At 70.8% G+C, this 16,341-nt stretch carries 15 protein-coding genes; 10 read left to right on the top strand and 5 right to left on the bottom strand.

The features are described 5' to 3' along the window. The first annotated feature begins 84 nt into the window (after positions 1–84). From OOK38_RS24965 to OOK38_RS24945, 5 genes are all read left to right on the top strand, one after another. On the top strand, positions 85–528 hold the full coding sequence (locus OOK38_RS24965) for a hypothetical protein (RefSeq protein ID WP_266757002.1): 444 nt from the start codon (positions 85–87) through the stop codon (positions 526–528). 493 nt (positions 529–1,021) lie between these two features. After that, the gene (locus OOK38_RS24960; protein ID WP_266757004.1) at positions 1,022–1,840 is read left to right on the top strand and encodes a glycosyltransferase family 2 protein; all 819 of its coding nucleotides are present in this window, start codon (positions 1,022–1,024) and stop codon (positions 1,838–1,840) included. Next, the gene (locus OOK38_RS24955) at positions 1,837–2,850 is read left to right on the top strand and encodes a glycosyltransferase family 2 protein (protein WP_266757005.1); all 1,014 of its coding nucleotides are present in this window, start codon (positions 1,837–1,839) and stop codon (positions 2,848–2,850) included. Before OOK38_RS24960 ends, OOK38_RS24955 begins: the two co-directional genes overlap by 4 nt. Next, entirely contained in the window at positions 2,847–3,644 is a 798-nt protein-coding gene (locus OOK38_RS24950; protein WP_266757007.1) for a polysaccharide deacetylase family protein, read from the top strand. Before OOK38_RS24955 ends, OOK38_RS24950 begins: the two co-directional genes overlap by 4 nt. Beyond that, positions 3,637–7,494 carry a lipopolysaccharide biosynthesis protein gene (locus tag OOK38_RS24945; RefSeq protein WP_266757009.1) on the top strand — a complete coding sequence of 1,286 codons (3,858 nt, stop codon included), beginning with the start codon at positions 3,637–3,639 and terminating at the stop codon, positions 7,492–7,494. Before OOK38_RS24950 ends, OOK38_RS24945 begins: the two co-directional genes overlap by 8 nt. 119 nt (positions 7,495–7,613) lie before the next feature. On the opposite strand, the gene OOK38_RS24940 is transcribed toward OOK38_RS24945, so the two are convergent. Next, the gene (locus tag OOK38_RS24940; protein ID WP_266765609.1) at positions 7,614–9,041 is read right to left on the bottom strand and encodes a xylan 1,4-beta-xylosidase; all 1,428 of its coding nucleotides are present in this window, start codon (positions 9,039–9,041) and stop codon (positions 7,614–7,616) included. 166 nt (positions 9,042–9,207) lie between these two features. Here OOK38_RS24940 and OOK38_RS24935 point away from each other — a divergent pair, with 166 nt between their 5' ends. Continuing rightward, entirely contained in the window at positions 9,208–10,302 is a 1,095-nt protein-coding gene (locus OOK38_RS24935; RefSeq protein ID WP_266757011.1) for a DUF5925 domain-containing protein, read from the top strand. Between the two features lie 82 nt (positions 10,303–10,384). On the opposite strand, the gene OOK38_RS24930 is transcribed toward OOK38_RS24935, so the two are convergent. Continuing rightward, positions 10,385–10,756: a GntR family transcriptional regulator gene (locus OOK38_RS24930; RefSeq protein ID WP_266757013.1), complete on the bottom strand. Its 372-nt coding sequence runs from the start codon at positions 10,754–10,756 to the stop codon at positions 10,385–10,387. 95 nt (positions 10,757–10,851) lie between these two features. Here OOK38_RS24930 and OOK38_RS24925 point away from each other — a divergent pair, with 95 nt between their 5' ends. Both OOK38_RS24925 and OOK38_RS24920 read left to right on the top strand, forming a co-directional pair. Further along, entirely contained in the window at positions 10,852–11,781 is a 930-nt protein-coding gene (locus OOK38_RS24925) for a GNAT family N-acetyltransferase (protein ID WP_266757015.1), read from the top strand. After that, the gene (locus OOK38_RS24920) at positions 11,762–12,262 is read left to right on the top strand and encodes a DUF402 domain-containing protein (RefSeq protein WP_266757016.1); all 501 of its coding nucleotides are present in this window, start codon (positions 11,762–11,764) and stop codon (positions 12,260–12,262) included. The genes OOK38_RS24925 and OOK38_RS24920 overlap by 20 nt, the downstream gene beginning before the upstream one ends. A 146-nt stretch (positions 12,263–12,408) precedes the next feature. Here OOK38_RS24920 and OOK38_RS24915 read toward each other — a convergent pair whose 3' ends face one another. Continuing rightward, on the bottom strand, positions 12,409–13,041 hold the full coding sequence (locus tag OOK38_RS24915) for a bifunctional 2-polyprenyl-6-hydroxyphenol methylase/3-demethylubiquinol 3-O-methyltransferase UbiG (protein WP_266757017.1): 633 nt from the start codon (positions 13,039–13,041) through the stop codon (positions 12,409–12,411). A gap of 160 nt (positions 13,042–13,201) precedes the next feature. Between OOK38_RS24915 and OOK38_RS24910 the strand changes: the two genes are divergently transcribed. Beyond that, positions 13,202–13,336 carry a hypothetical protein gene (locus tag OOK38_RS24910; protein WP_263974428.1) on the top strand — a complete coding sequence of 45 codons (135 nt, stop codon included), beginning with the start codon at positions 13,202–13,204 and terminating at the stop codon, positions 13,334–13,336. A 173-nt stretch (positions 13,337–13,509) separates the two neighbouring features. Here the strand turns inward: OOK38_RS24910 and OOK38_RS24905 are convergent, their stop codons facing one another. Then, a complete protein-coding gene (locus OOK38_RS24905; RefSeq protein ID WP_266848833.1) occupies positions 13,510–13,992 on the bottom strand; it encodes a GNAT family N-acetyltransferase in 483 nt (160 codons plus the stop codon). A 196-nt stretch (positions 13,993–14,188) separates the two neighbouring features. Between OOK38_RS24905 and OOK38_RS24900 the strand changes: the two genes are divergently transcribed. Next, positions 14,189–15,238 carry a lytic polysaccharide monooxygenase gene (locus OOK38_RS24900; RefSeq protein ID WP_266848831.1) on the top strand — a complete coding sequence of 350 codons (1,050 nt, stop codon included), beginning with the start codon at positions 14,189–14,191 and terminating at the stop codon, positions 15,236–15,238. A 97-nt stretch (positions 15,239–15,335) separates the two neighbouring features. On the opposite strand, the gene OOK38_RS24895 is transcribed toward OOK38_RS24900, so the two are convergent. Beyond that, positions 15,336–16,196, bottom strand: a complete 861-nt coding sequence (locus OOK38_RS24895; protein ID WP_266848829.1) for a triacylglycerol lipase — start codon at positions 16,194–16,196, stop codon at positions 15,336–15,338. Between the last annotated feature and the right edge of the window lie 145 nt (positions 16,197–16,341).

The following is a 16,341-nucleotide window of genomic DNA, read 5'->3' as shown; positions in this document are numbered from 1 at the left end:
AACGCCTTCCGCGTCTTGACGTCCGCAGGACCACTGCGCCACATTGAAGCCCGGCATCCGGCACTTCAGGGGGCAAAGTCGGCCATGCGGACCATAGGGATCAAGACGTCTCCATACGACACCGCGGAGCGGTCGCGGCCAGGTCCGGGGAGGGACCTGCTGCCGCTGCTCGCGGGCGCCGCGACCGTCGTCGCGGGTGTCGGCGCGTATCTGGCGCTCGCCGACGCGGACTCACCCCTGCGCGGTCCGTTCACCCTGTTCTTCCTGCTCGCGTCGCCGTCGGTCGCCATCGCCGCCGCGCTGCGCGGGCTGGAGCCGTTCGGCCGCGTCCTCGCATCCGTCGCCGGAGCGGTCACCCTGAACATGCTGGTGGCCCAGGGCATGATCGCCGTGCACCGGTGGTCGGTTCCCGGCGGGATCGTGACCGTGGCCGCACTCAGTTCGCTGATTCTCCTGCTGGTGTCGGCGCGGCGATGGCGCCGTCGCGCGACGGCCGGACGGACCCCCGACGCATCGGGGCCGGAATGACGAAGACTCCCCGAGGGCACGGCACATCCGCGTGCCCGAGGGGCGGGTGGTGACACCCGGCCGGAGCCGTACGAGCCGGCCTGCGGGATCCTCAAACGGATGGGGGAAATCCGTTCGAGGCGTCGTGTAACGGTCAAACCAACAAAAACGTGAGGCCTCGTTCCAGGTCTTGCCATACAGACTCATTCATCAATACCGTCGTACATCTCACCCGCATCGGTCCATCATCTGCGGCTCTAGGGGAGGGCTCAAGGACCGCGATGGTTCCCGGCGCGGGGCGCGGTTGGGGGGTGCCGTACTCGGTGACCAGACCTGTGCCGAGTCGTGCCGCGCGACCGGCTTCTCTTTTCGGAGCCGGCCAGCTTTGCCAGCTCACCCGGCATGCACGGAGATCCATTTCGGCATGCCGACAGTGAGAACCCCCCTTTCGAACCGGACAAAGAACCGGACCGCCCAGGGGCGGGCGGTCCACCGGACGAGAGGGACCAGACTCATGAGCTCAGTCCTGCGCCCAGCGATCTCGGGCGACGATCCGTTCATGGCCGCCAAGTACCGGCCGATCTCTTCTCACCTGGCCATCGCGCCACCGGTGAGTGTCGTGATTCCCGCCATGAACGAGGCGGAGAATCTCCCCTACGTCTTCAAGACACTTCCCTCGTGGATACACGAAGTGGTTCTTGTCGACGGCAACTCCACCGACAACACCGTCGAAGTGGCCCGTGAGCTGTGGCCTGACGTCAAGGTCGTCGAGCAGCGCGGGAAGGGCAAGGGAGACGCCCTGATCACCGGGTTCGAGGCGTGCACCGGCGACATCATCGTGATGGTCGACGCGGACGGCTCGGCGGACGGCCACGAGATCGTGTCGTACGTCTCCGCGCTGGTGTCCGGGGCGGACTTCGCCAAGGGCTCCCGGTTCGCGAACGGTGGCGGCACCTCCGACATGACGCCGATCCGCAAGCTCGGCAACCGCGTGCTCTGCGCGACCGTCAACGCCAAGTTCGGCGCCCGCTACACCGATCTCTGCTACGGATACAACGCGTTCTGGCGGCACTGCCTCGACAAGATCGAACTCGACTGCACCGGCTTCGAGGTCGAGACCCTGATGAACATCCGGGTGGTCAAGGCAGGACTCAAGGTGCAGGAGATCCCGAGCCACGAGTACCTCCGCATCCACGGCACGAGCAATCTGCGCGCCGTGCGGGACGGGCTGCGCGTGCTCAAGGTGATCCTCAAGGAGCGGTCCAACCGGCGTGCGCTGCGCCGCAGGCCGCACGCCGCCCAGCTCGACTCCGGCCGGGGAGAGGTGTCTTGAGCACGCAGGACATCTCCGTGGTGATCTGCGTCTACACCGAGGACCGCTGGGAGGACATCCTCGCGGCGGTCTCCTCGGTGCGGGAGCAGTCCCTGCGCGCCCTGGAGACGCTGCTGGTCGTGGACCACAACACCGTCCTCCTGGAGCGGCTGACCAGGGAGTACAAGGAGACCGAGGGGGTGCGGGTGCTCGCCAACGCGGGCCCCCGTGGCCTGTCCGCCGGCCGCAACACCGGGATCGCCGCCTCGCGCGGGTCCGTCATCGCGTTCCTCGACGACGACGCCGTCGCCGAACGGGACTGGCTGCGGCACTTCGCCGAGGGCTACGCCGACCCGCGGGTGATGGCCGTCGGAGGCCGCACCGTGCCCATCTGGGCCTCGGGCCGCCGCCCGGCCTGGTTCCCGGAGGAGTTCGACTGGGTGGTGGGCTGCACGTACAAGGGTCTGCCGCCGGGCCGGGTACGGGTCCGCAACGTCCTCGGCGGCAACGCCTCCTTCCGCCGGACGGCGTTCGACGCGGCGGGCGGTTTCGCGACCGGCATCGGCCGCGACGGCGACAAACGCCCGCTGGGCTGCGAGGAGACGGAGCTGTGCATCCGTCTCAGCCGTGCCCGGCCGGACGCGATCCTGCTCATCGACGACCGCGCGGTCATCCACCACCGGGTGCCCGAGGCCCGCGAGCACTTCGGCTACTTCCGTACCCGCGCCTACGCCGAAGGGCTGTCCAAGGCCCTGGTCGCCCGGAGTGTCGGCGCGGGCAGAGGACTCGAGTCGGAGCGCCGCTACACGACCCGGGTGCTGCCGGCCGGAGTGCTGCGCGGGCTGCGGGACGCCGCCCTGGCGCGTCCGGGCGGCGCGGGCCGCGCGGGCGCGATCGTCGCCGGGGTACTGACCGCGGCCGGGGGGTACGTACTCGGGAGCCTCCGGGCCCGCCGGAGCGGCACCGCGTTCTCCGTGGTCTCCGTCGCGGCGGTCGAGGGGGTTCCGGACGACGAGGGGGCGGCGGCATGAGCGAACCGGTACCGATCCTGATGTACCACTCGATCGCCCGGTCGCCCAACGACGCGACCCGCGCGCTGTCCGTCTCCCCCGAGGCGTTCGCCGAGCAGATGGCGCTGCTCGACGACCGCGGCTTCACGCCCGTCGCCACCGCGCGGCTGGCGTCGAGTTGGCGCTCGGGCGGTCCGCTGCCCGCGCGCCCCGTCCTGATCACCTTCGACGACGGCTACGAGGGCGTGCACCTGCACGGACTGCCCGCGCTCGCCAAATACGGCTTCGCGTCCACCCTGTTCGTCTCGACGGGGTGGATCAGGGGTGCGTACGACACCGGGGGCGGCCTCGACGCCATGCTCGACTGGGACCAGGTGCGCCGGCTCGCCGGGGAGCAGATGGAGATCGGCGGGCACAGCCACACCCATCCGCAGCTCGACCGGATCGCGGACGACGCGCTCTGGTCCGAGCTGCTGCGCTGCAAGGAGATCATCGCCGACGAACTGGGCGCCCGCCCGGTCTCGTTCGCCTACCCGTACGGCTACTCCAGCTCACGGGTGCGCCGTACGGTGCGTGAGGCGGGGTTCGCCCAGTCGCTCGCCGTCGGCAACGGTCTCGCGCGCCGACGTCAGGGCCCCTACGCCCTGCAGCGCGTCACCGTGCGCCGCACGACCGGTATCGAGGAGTTCGAGCGGCTGGTCGAGGGCCGCGCGATCGCCCGCACCTTCGCCCGGGACCGTGCCCTCACCAAGGGGTACGCCATGGTCCGAAGAGCACGACAGGTCCGCCGGAAGGCCATCCGTTCCCGTGTCTGACACGACGACCACGACCCAGGCTTCCACGCCCACGACCGAGGCACCCGAGCGGCGGCCGGGCCGCCGCCTCCGCCTGCCCGGCAGGGGCCGCAAGGAGGGCGGCGGAGGCAGCCCGCTGTTCCGCAACGCCTACGCCCTGATGCTCAACACCGGGATCTCCGCGGTGCTCGGGCTCGGGTACTGGCTGATCGCCGCCCGCTACTACACCGACGCGGCGGTCGGTCAGGGCTCCGCCGCGATCGCCGCGATGAAGCTCCTGGCCGGCGTGACCGCGGTGACGCTGACGGGCGCGCTCGCCCGCTTCATCCCGGTCGCGGGGCGTGCCACCGGACGGCTCATCTTCCGTACGTACGCCGGAAGTTCGGTGGTCGTGGCGCTGGCCGCCGGGATCTTCCTGCTCACCCTGAACCTGTGGGGACCCTCGTACCGCTTCCTGCACGGCCCGCTCCACGGGCTCGGCTTCATCATCGCGGTCATCGCCTGGTCGCTGCTGACGCTGCAGGACGGCGTGCTGACAGGGCTGCGCAGCGCGCTGTGGGTGCCGGTGGGCAACACCGTGTTCTCCGCGGTGAAGCTGGTGCTGCTGGTCGCCCTGGCCGCGGCGCTGCCCACCTCGGGCGTCTTCGCCTCCTGGGTCGCCGCGATCGCCCTGTCGGTGGTGCCGCTCGGACTGCTGGTGTTCCGGCGGCTGGTCCCCCGGCATGTGAAGGCGACGAAGGACCACGCCGAGCCGCCGACGCTCAAGCAGGTCGGCCGCTTCCTCGCCGGCGACTACACCGGCTCCCTGTTCTCGCTCGCCGTCGTCTATCTCGTCCCCGTGATCGTGGCGTCGCAGGTCAGCTCCGCCGACAACGCGTACTTCTACATCACCACCACCATCGGCGGCACGGTCAACCTGCTCGCCATCAACATGGGCGCCTCGCTGACCGTCGAGGGATCGCACGACCCGGCGCGGCTGGCCGCCAACACCCGGGCCGCCCTCAAGCGCATGGCCCGGATCATGCTGCCGGTGTGCGGACTGCTGTTCCTCGGCGCCCCGTTCATCCTGCACGTCTTCGGCGACGGCTACGCGCACGCGGCCACACCGCTGCTGCGCTGGTTCGCCGTCGGCGCGCTGCTGAGGGTCGTCATGGAGACCTACTTCGCCGTCCTGCGCGCCCAGAGCCGCACCTCGGGACTCGCCTATCTCCAGGGCCTGTTGTGCCTGCTCGTGCTCGGCCTCACGGTGATCCTGCTGCCCCGAATGGGCCTGACCGGCGCGGGCGTCGCCGAGATCTCCAGCCTCGCGGTGATCGTGGCGATCGCCGCGCCCAAGCTGTTCAAGATCGTACGCACCGCCCCGCCGGCTCCGCTGCCCGAGGACGCGGCGCCGGACGGGGACCTCGCCGACCTGGGGGCGCGCGAGGTCGCCGCGGCGGAGCCCCGCGAACCGAGGCGCGGCCCCGCCTGGGCCCTCGACTCCGACACCCTCGCCCTCGGCCTCCACATCGACTTCGACCACCAGGAACGCAGGCCCGACGTCCGCCCGGGGCCCGGCACCCCGCCGACCGGGACACCCGCGGTGCGACGCCCGACGTGGGCGCTGCGGCAGCCGTCCGTGGGTCTGCCGGTCGAGGCCCGTGAGCCGGGCTCGGAGGCGTCGCTGGGCCCGTCGGAGACACCGGAGGTCGACGCCCCCTTCGATGCGCAGGGCCCCGGGAGCGCCTCGTCCGGGGCGCGGAGCACGGCGTCCGGCGACTCGCCCGCCGAAGCCCGGCAGGCCGCCGAGGGCCGACCGGCCACCGACGACCGGCGGCCACCGAGCGACCCGCCGCTGTCCCTGCGCGAGCGCGTCCTGCATCCGTCGAAGCCCGGCGTCGTCCTCGGCTGCCTTCTGATCTCGGCGCTGCTCCTGTACTGGATTCCGGTGCTGAGCCTCGACGACGGTTCCCTGGCGCGCATGGGCGGCCTCGGCCTGATCTCGGTGCTCCCGCTCCCGACCCTGGTCGGCGCGGCCCTGCTGGTCACGGTGTTCGCGTCCCTGCTCTGGATGAACGGCGAGCACCGGGGCCTGCTGCTGATCACCCTGCTCGTGACAGTCGTGTCCCTGCACGCGCTGCCGGCCGTCATCGAGACCGAACCACGGTTCGCGACCGCCTGGCAGCACCTCGGGTTCCTGGACTACATCGACCGCACGGGGTCCGCCGTACCGGATCTGGACGCCCGCTGGAGCTGGCCCGGCTTCTTCGCCGTGGCCGCGTTCGTCGCGAAGGCCTGCGGCGTCACCGATCTCTCCGAGGTCATCCGATGGTGGCCGCTGACGATCCAGCTCCTCTATCTGGCACCGATGTTCCTGCTCGTCCGTTCGATGCGGGCGAGCTGGCGCGCGAAGTGGACGGGCATCTGGTTCTTCGCCCTCTGCGCCTGGGTCGGCCAGGACTACTTCTCCCCGCAGGGCTTCACCTATCTGCTGTATCTCGTGTTCGTGGCGATCCTGCTCGTGTGGTTCCGGGCGCCGCGCATGCTGTGGGCGGTGCGGCGGCCGGGCGAGGCCGAGGTCGAGCCGACGGATCGTCGGCAGCGGGCCGTGCTCCTCATGATCCTGATCGGGCTGTTCGCGGCCACCGTCCCGGCGCACCAGCTCACGCCGTTCGTGATGCTGGGCGTCCTCGCGGTCCTCGTCATGGTCGGCCGCTCCGAACTGCGCGGTCTGCCCATCCTGTTCGCCGTCCTGGTCGCCGTCTGGGTCGGCTTCATGGCCGAGCCCTACTGGTCGGGCCACTTCGACGACCTGTTCGGAGGGGTCGGCGGCGTCGGCAGCAATGTGTCGACATCGGTCTCCGGCCGTATCCAGGGCGGCAGTTCGACCCACAAGCTGGTGCTGTACACCCGGGTGCTGCTGGCCGGCGGTGTGATGGCCTTCGCCTGCTGGGGCTGGTGGCGGCGACGCGACCACAAGTACCGCGAGCGGTCGCTGCTCGTCCTCACCTTCGTCCCGTTCCTCGGCTTCGGCATGCAGTCGTACGGCGGCGAGATGGCCCTGCGCGTCTTCATGTTCGCCGTCCCGGGCGCGGCCCTGCTGGCCGGACTCGCCCTCTTCCCGCGGACCGGAGTCACCGCGAAGGAGCGCGAGAAGGACCGGGTGAGCCTCGCGCCGATCGCCGCCCTGATGGCGGGCCTGCTGCTCATGGGCGGCTTCCTGGTGGCCCGTTGGGGCAACGAACCGTTCGAGCGGATCAGGCCGGGCGAGGTCACGGCCATGAACTACGTGTACGCGCACGACGATCCGACGGTCCGGCTGCTGTGGCTGAGCAACGACACGGTCGACAACGTGACACCCGCGATGCCGTGGGGCGCCAGGGACATGGAGAAGGTGCAGTACGTGCCCACCCTCGCGCCCGCCGACCCGGTGCTGGTGTCCGGTCTCGTCAAGGCGCTCAAGGACGCGGGCCCGAACTCGTATCTGATGATCAACCGCAGTCAGGTGGTCTACCTCCAGCTGGACGTGGGCTATTCGGCGACCTGGGAGTCGCGGCTGATCACCAACCTCGACGACCGGCAGGAGCTGAAGAAGGTCCTGGTCAACGACGACGTCACGATGTACACGCTGCGCGAGCAGCCCGAGGGCAGGGTGCCGCGGGCCGAACCCGGTCCGATCGGGCCGCAGGTGACGTGGACGCCGTGGTCGGTCGTCGGCGGGCTCGCGGCCATCGCCCTGGTCCTGCTGCTGACGGCACGGGAGGTCGTACGGGTCGCGGTGCGGCCCGGCGTACGGCAGTTGCAGTGGCTGCAGAGCAGCTTCTGGTTCTCGCTGCCTCTGCTGGCGGTCCTGCTGGCCTCACTGGTGCAGCGGTTCCTCACGATGAAGTGAGGGCGGAGCGGTGTACGCGGGTGAGGTGGCTCAACCGGACCACCGGCTGAGCCACTTCACCTCGCACGGCTCAACCGGACCACCGGCTGAGCCACTTCACCTCGCACGGCTCAACCGGGCTACCGGCTGAGCCACTTCACCTCGTACGCGCCCATCTCGAACCGCTTCCCGTCGACCTTCGCGTCGATCGACCGGTCCAGGGTGTTGACCACGAGGACGGTCCGGTCGGAGGCGAGGACGCGCACGTTGGGCACGTCGTCCGCGGCGACGGAGACCTTCTCGTACGCCGTCCCCGGCGGGAACGCCTTGGCGAAGCGGGAGATCAGGTCGTACAGGGGGAGTTCCTTTCCCCCGCCCGCGGTGCCGGTCGGTGACCACAGACAGCCGGCGCAGGCCGGGCCCTTCTCCTTCTCCGGGTTCCAGTAGAAGCCGGAGGAGGCGCCGCCCTTGACCATCGCGATCATCCCGCCGGCCTGGACGGCGACGCGGCGGGTCTCGGACCAGCCCTTGCGCTCGTCCTTGCCGTCGGCCGGTTCGACGTAGTACTCGGCCCACCACAGCGGCAGACCGCGCGTCCGCTCACGCACCCACTTCCCGACGGCCGTGAACTTGTCGGTGGCCGCGAACTCGTCGGGCAGCATGTCGTCGTCGTTCGTGTAGCTGGAGCCGTCCACGACGACGAAGTCGGCGCCCGCCTTGTGCTCGTTCCAGTAGTCGAAGGCGTCGAGGACCCGCTGGTCCATGGCACCCCAGGCGCCCTTCACGGTCGGGGACGCGTCGTGGGTCTGACGTGGGTCGAAGCTGTCCATGACCAGGTAGGGACCGCCCACCATGATGTCCTTGTCGACCTTCTTCAGCGCCTTGTAGACCAGGTTGTAGAGCTTGGTGTAGCCCTCGTAGTCCCAGCGGGCCTCGCTGTCGTTCCAGAAGCCCTTGAACTCGTTCCAGACGATGAAGTGCCGTACGTCGGGATAGCGCTTGGCGACGGTCGCGGCGAGCGCGGCGAAGTCCTCGAAGTGGGACGGCTCCGGGGCCGTCTCCAGCGAGGACCGGCTCCAGTTCGTCTTGTCGGCACCGGACTTGCCGCCCTTCATCCAGTCCGGGGAGCAGCACAGCGTAACGATCGGGGTGCCGCCCGACCTGCGGATGAAGTCGATGCGGCTGTCCATCTCGGAAAAGTCGTAACGCCCCTCGGACGGCTCGGGGTTGCCCGCTCCCCAGCCCATGATGTGCTGGTTCTGCGGCAGCGACACCTGGTTCTTGCCCAGCAGCCCCTCGACCCGCTCGGTGGCGGCGTCACTGCCCTCGTCCGCGCTGAACTGGGTGTGGGTGAAGCCCCAGCCCACCTCGGGACGCGGCGACTCGGGCGGAGTGACCGGCGTGCCGTGCACCTTGTCCCCGTCGCGGGTCGTGCCCGCGGTGCTCCCGCCGTCTCCCGGCAGGGTGTTGATCAGCGTCACCACCAGGGCCAGCACAGCGATCCCCACGCCGATCAGCGCGGTGAGGCGCCATCGTCCCGCCCCCGAATTCCACCCATGACGTCCCATCATGGGCCACAGTAACCGGGGGAATCCGGCGCGGGACAGATCTCGTTCACCACAGCCCTGTAACAGGACGGAAGGGATACACCGGAAGGGCGGCACCACACGCGACACACGCGACGCACCGCGGAAACCGGGTGCACGGGGCGCCCGCGTGACAGATCATGGCGACATGTCTGCGAACCCACACGACGCTCTGCCGATCAGGCTCAACGTCGACGACAGCGACTCGCCGTCGGACGTCGTCGACGCGCTGTTCCTCGGTCGCTTCGCGACGGGCGAGCAGCCGCACTCGCACGCGGCGAACATCGACCGCGTACGGTCCGGGGCCACCCTGCTGCCCCCGGGCGCCCGGGTGCTGCGTTCCGCGCGCGACGACGACCGCAGCGCGACCCTCGCCGAGGGCGACGGCTGGACCCTGCTGGTCTCCCGCTGGAACCGGGGCGCCGACGTCACGGTGACGGCGACCAGCGCCGAGCTGGCGGAGAAGGTGCTGAAGCAGGCGACGGACGGCGCGACGGACGAGCCGGAACCGCAGCCGGAGAACGTGACGATGGGCTTCTGGTACGTGTCGCCGCGCCGGGGCCCGCACCGCACGACCCGGCAGATCTCGGCGGGGACGTGGGAGGAGGTCCGCCCCAACTACACGGCACCGGTGGCGGACGCCATGGACCGCCTGATGAAGACCACCCCGGAGGACATCGCGGGCCGTCTGCTGCTGCTCCACGGCCCGCCCGGCACCGGCAAGACCTCCGCCCTGCGCACGCTGGCCCGTTCCTGGCGCGACTGGTGCCAGGTGGACTGCGTGCTGGACCCCGAGCGCCTGTTCTCCGACGTCGGCTATCTGATGGACATCGCGATCGGCGAGGAGGACGGCACGGGCAAGGGGCGCTGGCGGCTCCTGCTGCTCGAGGACTGCGACGAACTGATCCGCGGCGAGGCGAAGCACACCGCGGGCCAGGCCCTCTCGCGGCTGCTCAACCTCACCGACGGACTGCTCGGCCAGGGCCGCAACGTCCTCGTGGGCGTCACGACGAACGAGGACCTGGAGCGCCTCCACCCCGCCGTCGTCCGCCCCGGCCGCTGCCTCGCCCGGATCGAGGTCGGGGCGCTCACCCGCCGGGAGGCGGTGGGCTGGCTGGGCACCGAGGAGGGCGTCTCGCGCGAGGGCGCGACCCTCGCGGAGCTGTACGCGCTGCGCCGCGGCACGACACCGACGTCGGTACCCGACCAGCGCGAGGGCGCGGACGCGGGCCTGTACCTGTGAGCGACGCGCAGGACCCACGAGGGACGCGCACGAGCGCCCCTGTCTCGGCTCGGACCCCGTCCGGAAGCGGGACCAGGATCGGCTAGGAACCCTCGAACGCCGCCCTCAGCGCATCCCGTACGGCGTCCAGGGCGGCGTCCTCGGTCAGTCCGAGCCGTCGCGCCCGCTCGGCGTAGGCCTGCGCGGCGGACGCGGCCTCGCGTGACGCGGCGTCCCCGGCGGCGGCGACGAACGTTCCGTTGCGGCCCCGCGTCTCGATCACCCCGTCCGACTCGAGGGCCCGGTAGGCCTTGGCGACGGTGTTGGCCGCGAGGCCGAGCGACTCGGCCAGCCCCCGTACCGTGGGCAGCTTGTAGCCGACCGGCAGCGCGCCGGACCGTGCCTGCTCGGAAATCTGGGCGCGCACCTGCTCGTACGGCGCGGCCCCCTCTGCGATGTGGATCTTCAGGGTCACGCAGCGATTGTCCCGTACCCGTGGAGAGCGAATCCGCCGTACCCGCCGGAAAATGAGAGGCATCCTCACACGGCCCACGCGTAGCGTGCGATGCCATGACCGTGATCGTTCGTGAGCTGCGCCGCGGGGACCCGGTGGACGCCGCGGGCTTCGCCCGCATCCGTCACCAGGCCCTCCCGTTCATGCTCTTCACCCCCGAGTCCATCGCCTACGACCTGGAGCAGGCACATCCCGACTCCCACTACCAGCCGTTGCTGGCCGAGGAGGACGGCGAGCTGATCGGCACCGCGCAGGTGGGTCTCGTACACGACAGCCCGGAGCCCGGCCAGGGTTACGTCAACGTCTATGTGCACCCGGAGCGGACGGGGCGCGGCGCGGGTTCACTGCTGGCGCGCTCCGCCGAGGACCGGCTCGCCGCCCTGGACGCGACCCGGCTGCACGCCTGGGTGCTGGACGCGCCCGCGTACCGCGCCTTCGCCGAGAAGCGGGGTTATCGCGCGGCCCGCTCCGCGCACTTCCTCCGCCTCGACCTGACGAACGGCTCCCTGCCGCCGCTCCGGACCCCGCCGCCAGGCGTGGAGCTGCGCACCGCGGCGGACTTCGCGGACGACCCGCGACCGCTGTTCACGCTGGACGCGGAGACGCTCCTCGACGAACCGAGCGACGTCGACCGCGAGTTCACGGACTACGAGGCCTGGCTGACGGAGACCTGGCACCACCCGCTGCTGAGCCATGAGCTCACCACCGTCGCGCTCGTCGACGGCCGCCCGGCGGCGTTCAGCGCGGCCCGCACCGACGGCGGCACCCGCTACGGCACCGTGATGACGGGCACCGGCCGTGCCTTCCGGGGCCGGGGTCTCGCCAAACTCGCCAAGAACGACTCCCTGCACCGGGCCCGCGCGGCCGGCTTCACGGACGCGTTCACGGGCAACGACACCGGCAACGGGCCGATGCTGGCGATCAACAAGTGGTTCGGTTACGAAATCTGCGCGACGGAGGTGAAGTATGTCCGTGACCTCGGCTGACACGCCCGGCTCGTTGGAGATCGTGCTCGTCAAGGCAGGCCGTACGAAGATCAGTTACCCGGCCGAGCTGCTCGCCGACGACGGCACCCGGGTGGTCGTGCGCGCACCGTGGGCGGGCGACACCGCCCGCGACTTCGGCTTCGTGCGGTTCGAGCAGGGCGACGTCTTCACCGAGTACTACTGGCGGGACCGCTGGTACGCGGTGAAGGAGGTCCGGGACTCCGCGGGCGTACGCAAGGGCTGGTACTGCGACATCACCCGCCCGGCCACCGTCTCCGGAGGCCGGCTGGTCGTCGAGGATCTCGACCTGGACCTGTGGCGCTCGGCCGACGGCGCGGACGTACTGCGCCTGGACGAGGACGAGTTCGCGGAGAGCGGCCTGGCGGCCACCGACCCGGCGGCCGCGGCCGCCGCCGAGAAGGCCCTGGACGAACTCGAACACCTGGCCCGCGAGGGCGGCTTCGAAGCACTCCTGGCGTAGCCGACGCGACCTGCCGAACGGGCCCGGACCCCGGGGTGCCCAGGTCCCCCTGGGTCCCCCGGGTGATCCAACACCGCTCCCGTCCTGGGTCCCGGGCGTGGGTCCCGGTTCCGGGCGTGGCCGACGAGGCCGGGTGGCGGCGACGCTCAGAAGGTGGCCACCACGGCGTAGCGCTCGTCGTCGACGTCTCTCCCCCAGAGCCGCGCGTCGGCGGACAACGGCTCCACGCGCAGGTCGGCGTCGTCCGCGGCCCGGGCCATCAGAGGCCGGAGCAGGGTGGTCAGCCGCTCGGCGGACATGCCGACCGGGCTCACGGTCCCCCACACGCCCTCGACGAGCACCAGCCTCCCTCCCGGGCGCAGGAGTCCGCGCCAGTGCCGCAGCACGCGCTCGGGATCGGGCAGCGCCCACAGCACATGGCGGCTGAGCAGGACGTCGAAGCGCTGCTCGCCGACCGGTGGTGCCACCGCGTCACCGACGAGAAACGCCGCGTCACGACCGGCCAGCTTGGCGCGGGCGAGGTCGATCATGGGCGGCGAGAGGTCGACCCCGGTGACCCGGTGCCCTCGCTCGGAGGCGATGAGTGACAGGCTGCCGGTTCCGCAGCCCACGTCGAGCACATCGCTGGGCCGCTCGGGCAGCCATTCCCGCAGGCGGGCGGCCCAGGCGTCGCGGACCAGGGGGTCGCGCAGGCCGTGATCGGGCTCCTCGTCGAAGGTGACGGACTCGGCGTCCCAGTCGACGTCCGCCCCTGGATTCATGCCACTGTTACTCACCATGCGCCCCAGGGTGACACCCGCCACTGACAGTCGACGGGTGACCGCACCGACCATCGACAGGTGACCGCCGCCACAGACAGAACGCGACCGATGAGGAACTCTCCCCGAAAGGGTCTACCTCCGTACAACCGCGGAATCCGGTAGACGCAAGGAGGCAGCCATGCGCCGTGTGACCGTGCAGAAGCCCCTGAGGAAGTCGGACTCCCGCCGCGTACGGGACGAGCCCGACGAGCGCCCCGCCGAGCGCCCGGAGGTCCGAAAGGACATCGCGCGCACCTGGTGGCCGGACGGCTGAGCCGCCGCGCCCGCCACGGCCCACGGGAGCCGTCCGGTCAACGGCTCGCGGTGGACACCGCCGGATCGGCGGCTCGCAGTCGACACCGTCCGAGCAACGGATCGCGGTCGACACTGTCCGGTCAACGGCTCGCGGTGGACACCGCCGGATCGGCGGCATCGTGGTGGACGCCGTCAGGCCAGCCGCTTGACGTAGTGGATCCGGTCGTACGGCCCTTCCACGCGCCGCTCGGTCATCTCGTACCCGTATCCCGGGTAGATCTTCTGGTTCTCCCACATCATCGCGTTCGTGTAGAGCCTGATCTCGTCCAGCCCGAGCGCACGCGCGTGCGCGTCCACGAAACGCAGCAGCCGTCCCCCGATGCCCCGGCCATGGGCATCGGGGCGGACGGCGATGATGTCGAGATACAGATGGTCCGGGCGCTCCTCGACGACCACGAGCCCGGCCACCGGCTCCCCCGTGACGAACACCCGCCCCGCGGCCACATTCGCGGCGTGGTCCGCTTCCATGGGCACCGGGACGCGCCCGATGCGCTCGGTGTAGGGCTGGAACGCGGCGTCGATCACGGCCTTCACGACGGGCACGTCGGCAGCGACGGCCGGCCGCACTCCGAACCCCTCGGGCGTCTCCCCGTACTCCTCGGACGTCTCTGTCATGCCTCGCACGCTACCTACCTGATCGCAGTCTCAGCACTCCCTTAACGCCGCCATAAGGATCTCCATCACCCGCCTCCAGCAGGCGATTCCACGGTTTCCAGGGGCTAGTTTTCTGATCGCCCCCCACGGGATCCCCCCGCACGGAACGCCGTGCGGGACTCTCCCCACTCGCCAGAACCGTTCGAGGAGTTCCCTCATGTCTGCACGCCGCAAGGCCGCCGGCGTCGCCGCCCTCGGCATCGCCCCGCTCGCCCTGTCCGCGCTGGCCGCCGTGCCGGCCTCGGCGCACGGCTCGATGGGGGATCCGGTGAGCCGCGTGTCCCAGTGCTACGCGGAGGGTCCGGAGAGCCCCGGGTCGGACGCCTGCAAGGCGGCCGTCGCGGCGGGCGGCACCCAGGCGCTCTACGACTGGAACGGCATCCGCATCGGCGACGCGAACGGGCGGCACGAGGCGCTGATCCCGGACGGCAAGATGTGCAGCGCGAACAACGACGAGTTCAAGGGACTCGACCTGGCGCGCTCCGACTGGCCCGCGACGAGCGTGAGCAGCGGCTCGTACACCTTCAAGTACCGGGTGACCGCACCGCACAAGGGCACGTTCAAGGTCTACATCACGAAGGCCGGTTACGACCCGTCCCAGCCGCTCGCCTGGGACGACCTGGACCTGGCGCACCCGGTCGCGACGGTCACCGACCCGGCCGCCTCGGGCGGTTTCTACACCTTCTCCGGCACCCTCCCGAAGCGCTCGGGCAAGCAGCTCCTGTACGCGGTCTGGCAGCGCTCGGACAGCCCGGAGGCCTTCTACTCGTGCTCCGACGTCGCGTTCGGCGGGAGTGGTGGCAGTGACGCGGGCGGCGGCGCCGCTCCCGCGCCGAGCGCCTCCGCGCCCTCCGACGAGCAGATCGAGGACGGCGGCGACAAATCGACCGTGGAGCACCACGGCCACGGGGACGACGACGCCAGTACGTCGGCGGAGCCGACCGCGAGCGCGGACGCCGCCGGGGTGACCGAGGACGACAAGGGCGACAAGGGCGAGGACTCCGCCGAGGACGCCCGGACCGCTTCGGACCCGGCGGAGAACGAGCCGGAGGCAGCGGGTTCCTCCGAGAGCCTCGCCGAGACCGGCGGCGACGCCTCCACCTCGTACATCGCGATCGGCGGAGCCGCCGCTCTGGCGCTCGGTGCGGCGGCGCTGTTCGCCTCGGTGCGGCGGCGCGCGGCGTCGGACGGCCGGCACGGCCGCTAGGGCGCGGACAGGTCCTGGGACGCGGACTGGTCCTGGGACGCGGGACGACTCCGGGGGCTGACCGGCGGCTCAGGCCGGACAGCCCCCGGCGGCGTGCTCAGCTGAACGCGGACGCGCAGGTGGTGGCGGAGGCGTGCGCCGGGTCGAGGGCGTTCGCCACCTCGTGGTAGGCGATCCGGTCGAAGAGCCCGATGGCCACGTGCTCGGAGAAGTCGAGCCCGCACAGGTTCTGCAACAGGACGTTGTGGACGTCGGAACCGCTCAGATACTGCGAGTTGTACGGCGTGACCACCTCGTCGTACTTGGTGGCGATGACCGTGTAGTGGACGCCGGCGACGGTGTCGCCGCCTTCGTTGAGCTTGGTCAGGAACGCGGAGCCGGCGACCTGGTCCGCGAGTCCCGGAGTAGCCGTCGACAGCAGGTCCCCGGCGCCCGGGAAGTACGGCAGCAGGTTGGCGAGGCCGTTGAGGGTCGTGCCGTGGTTGTCGGGGGCGATCCCGACGAGGGCGTTCACCTTGGCGGCTCCGCCGAGGAACTTGAGGTAGTAGCGGGGCATCATGCCGCCCTGCGAGTGGCCCACCAGGTCGGCCTTGGCGGCGCCGGTCGCGCCGAGCACCTTGTCGACGAAGACCTGGAGCTGTGCGGCCGACTTGTCGATGGGGCCGAGGCCGTTGAAGAAGGGGACGCCGGGCAGTTGCCCGTAGTCGAGGGAGAAGACGCAGTACCCACGGCTGGTCAGGTAGGGCGCGAGGGCCAGCCAGTTGTCGACCGAGTTCCCGAAGGTCCCATGGACGAGGACGACGGGGCGGGGGTGTGTGGCCGACGGCTTGCAGGAGTAGTTGTTCCAGCCACTGCTGGGGGCGGAGGCGGCTTGCGCTGTCGCGGCGGGGACGACCGCGACAGCGGTGGTCAGAAGCAGCGCGGCCAGGGGTCTGAGTACTCGCTTCCAGGGCAGCATCGGGTGATCTCCTTGCGGCTCAAGGGAGTTGTGGGGGTCTACGCCCTGTGATCCGGATCACGAGGATGCTGTTCACTCGTCAAGTTACGGTCGAGTAGCAGAACTGTGAAGTTACGCGTCAGTAAAAACTTCCAGTGATAACCGG

The organism is Streptomyces sp. NBC_00568, assembly GCF_026341855.1.
Taxonomy (GTDB): Bacteria; Actinomycetota; Actinomycetes; order Streptomycetales; family Streptomycetaceae; genus Streptomyces.
The sequence above is the reverse complement of the archived record's forward strand: the minus strand, read 5'-3'. Positions and strand labels throughout refer to the sequence as shown.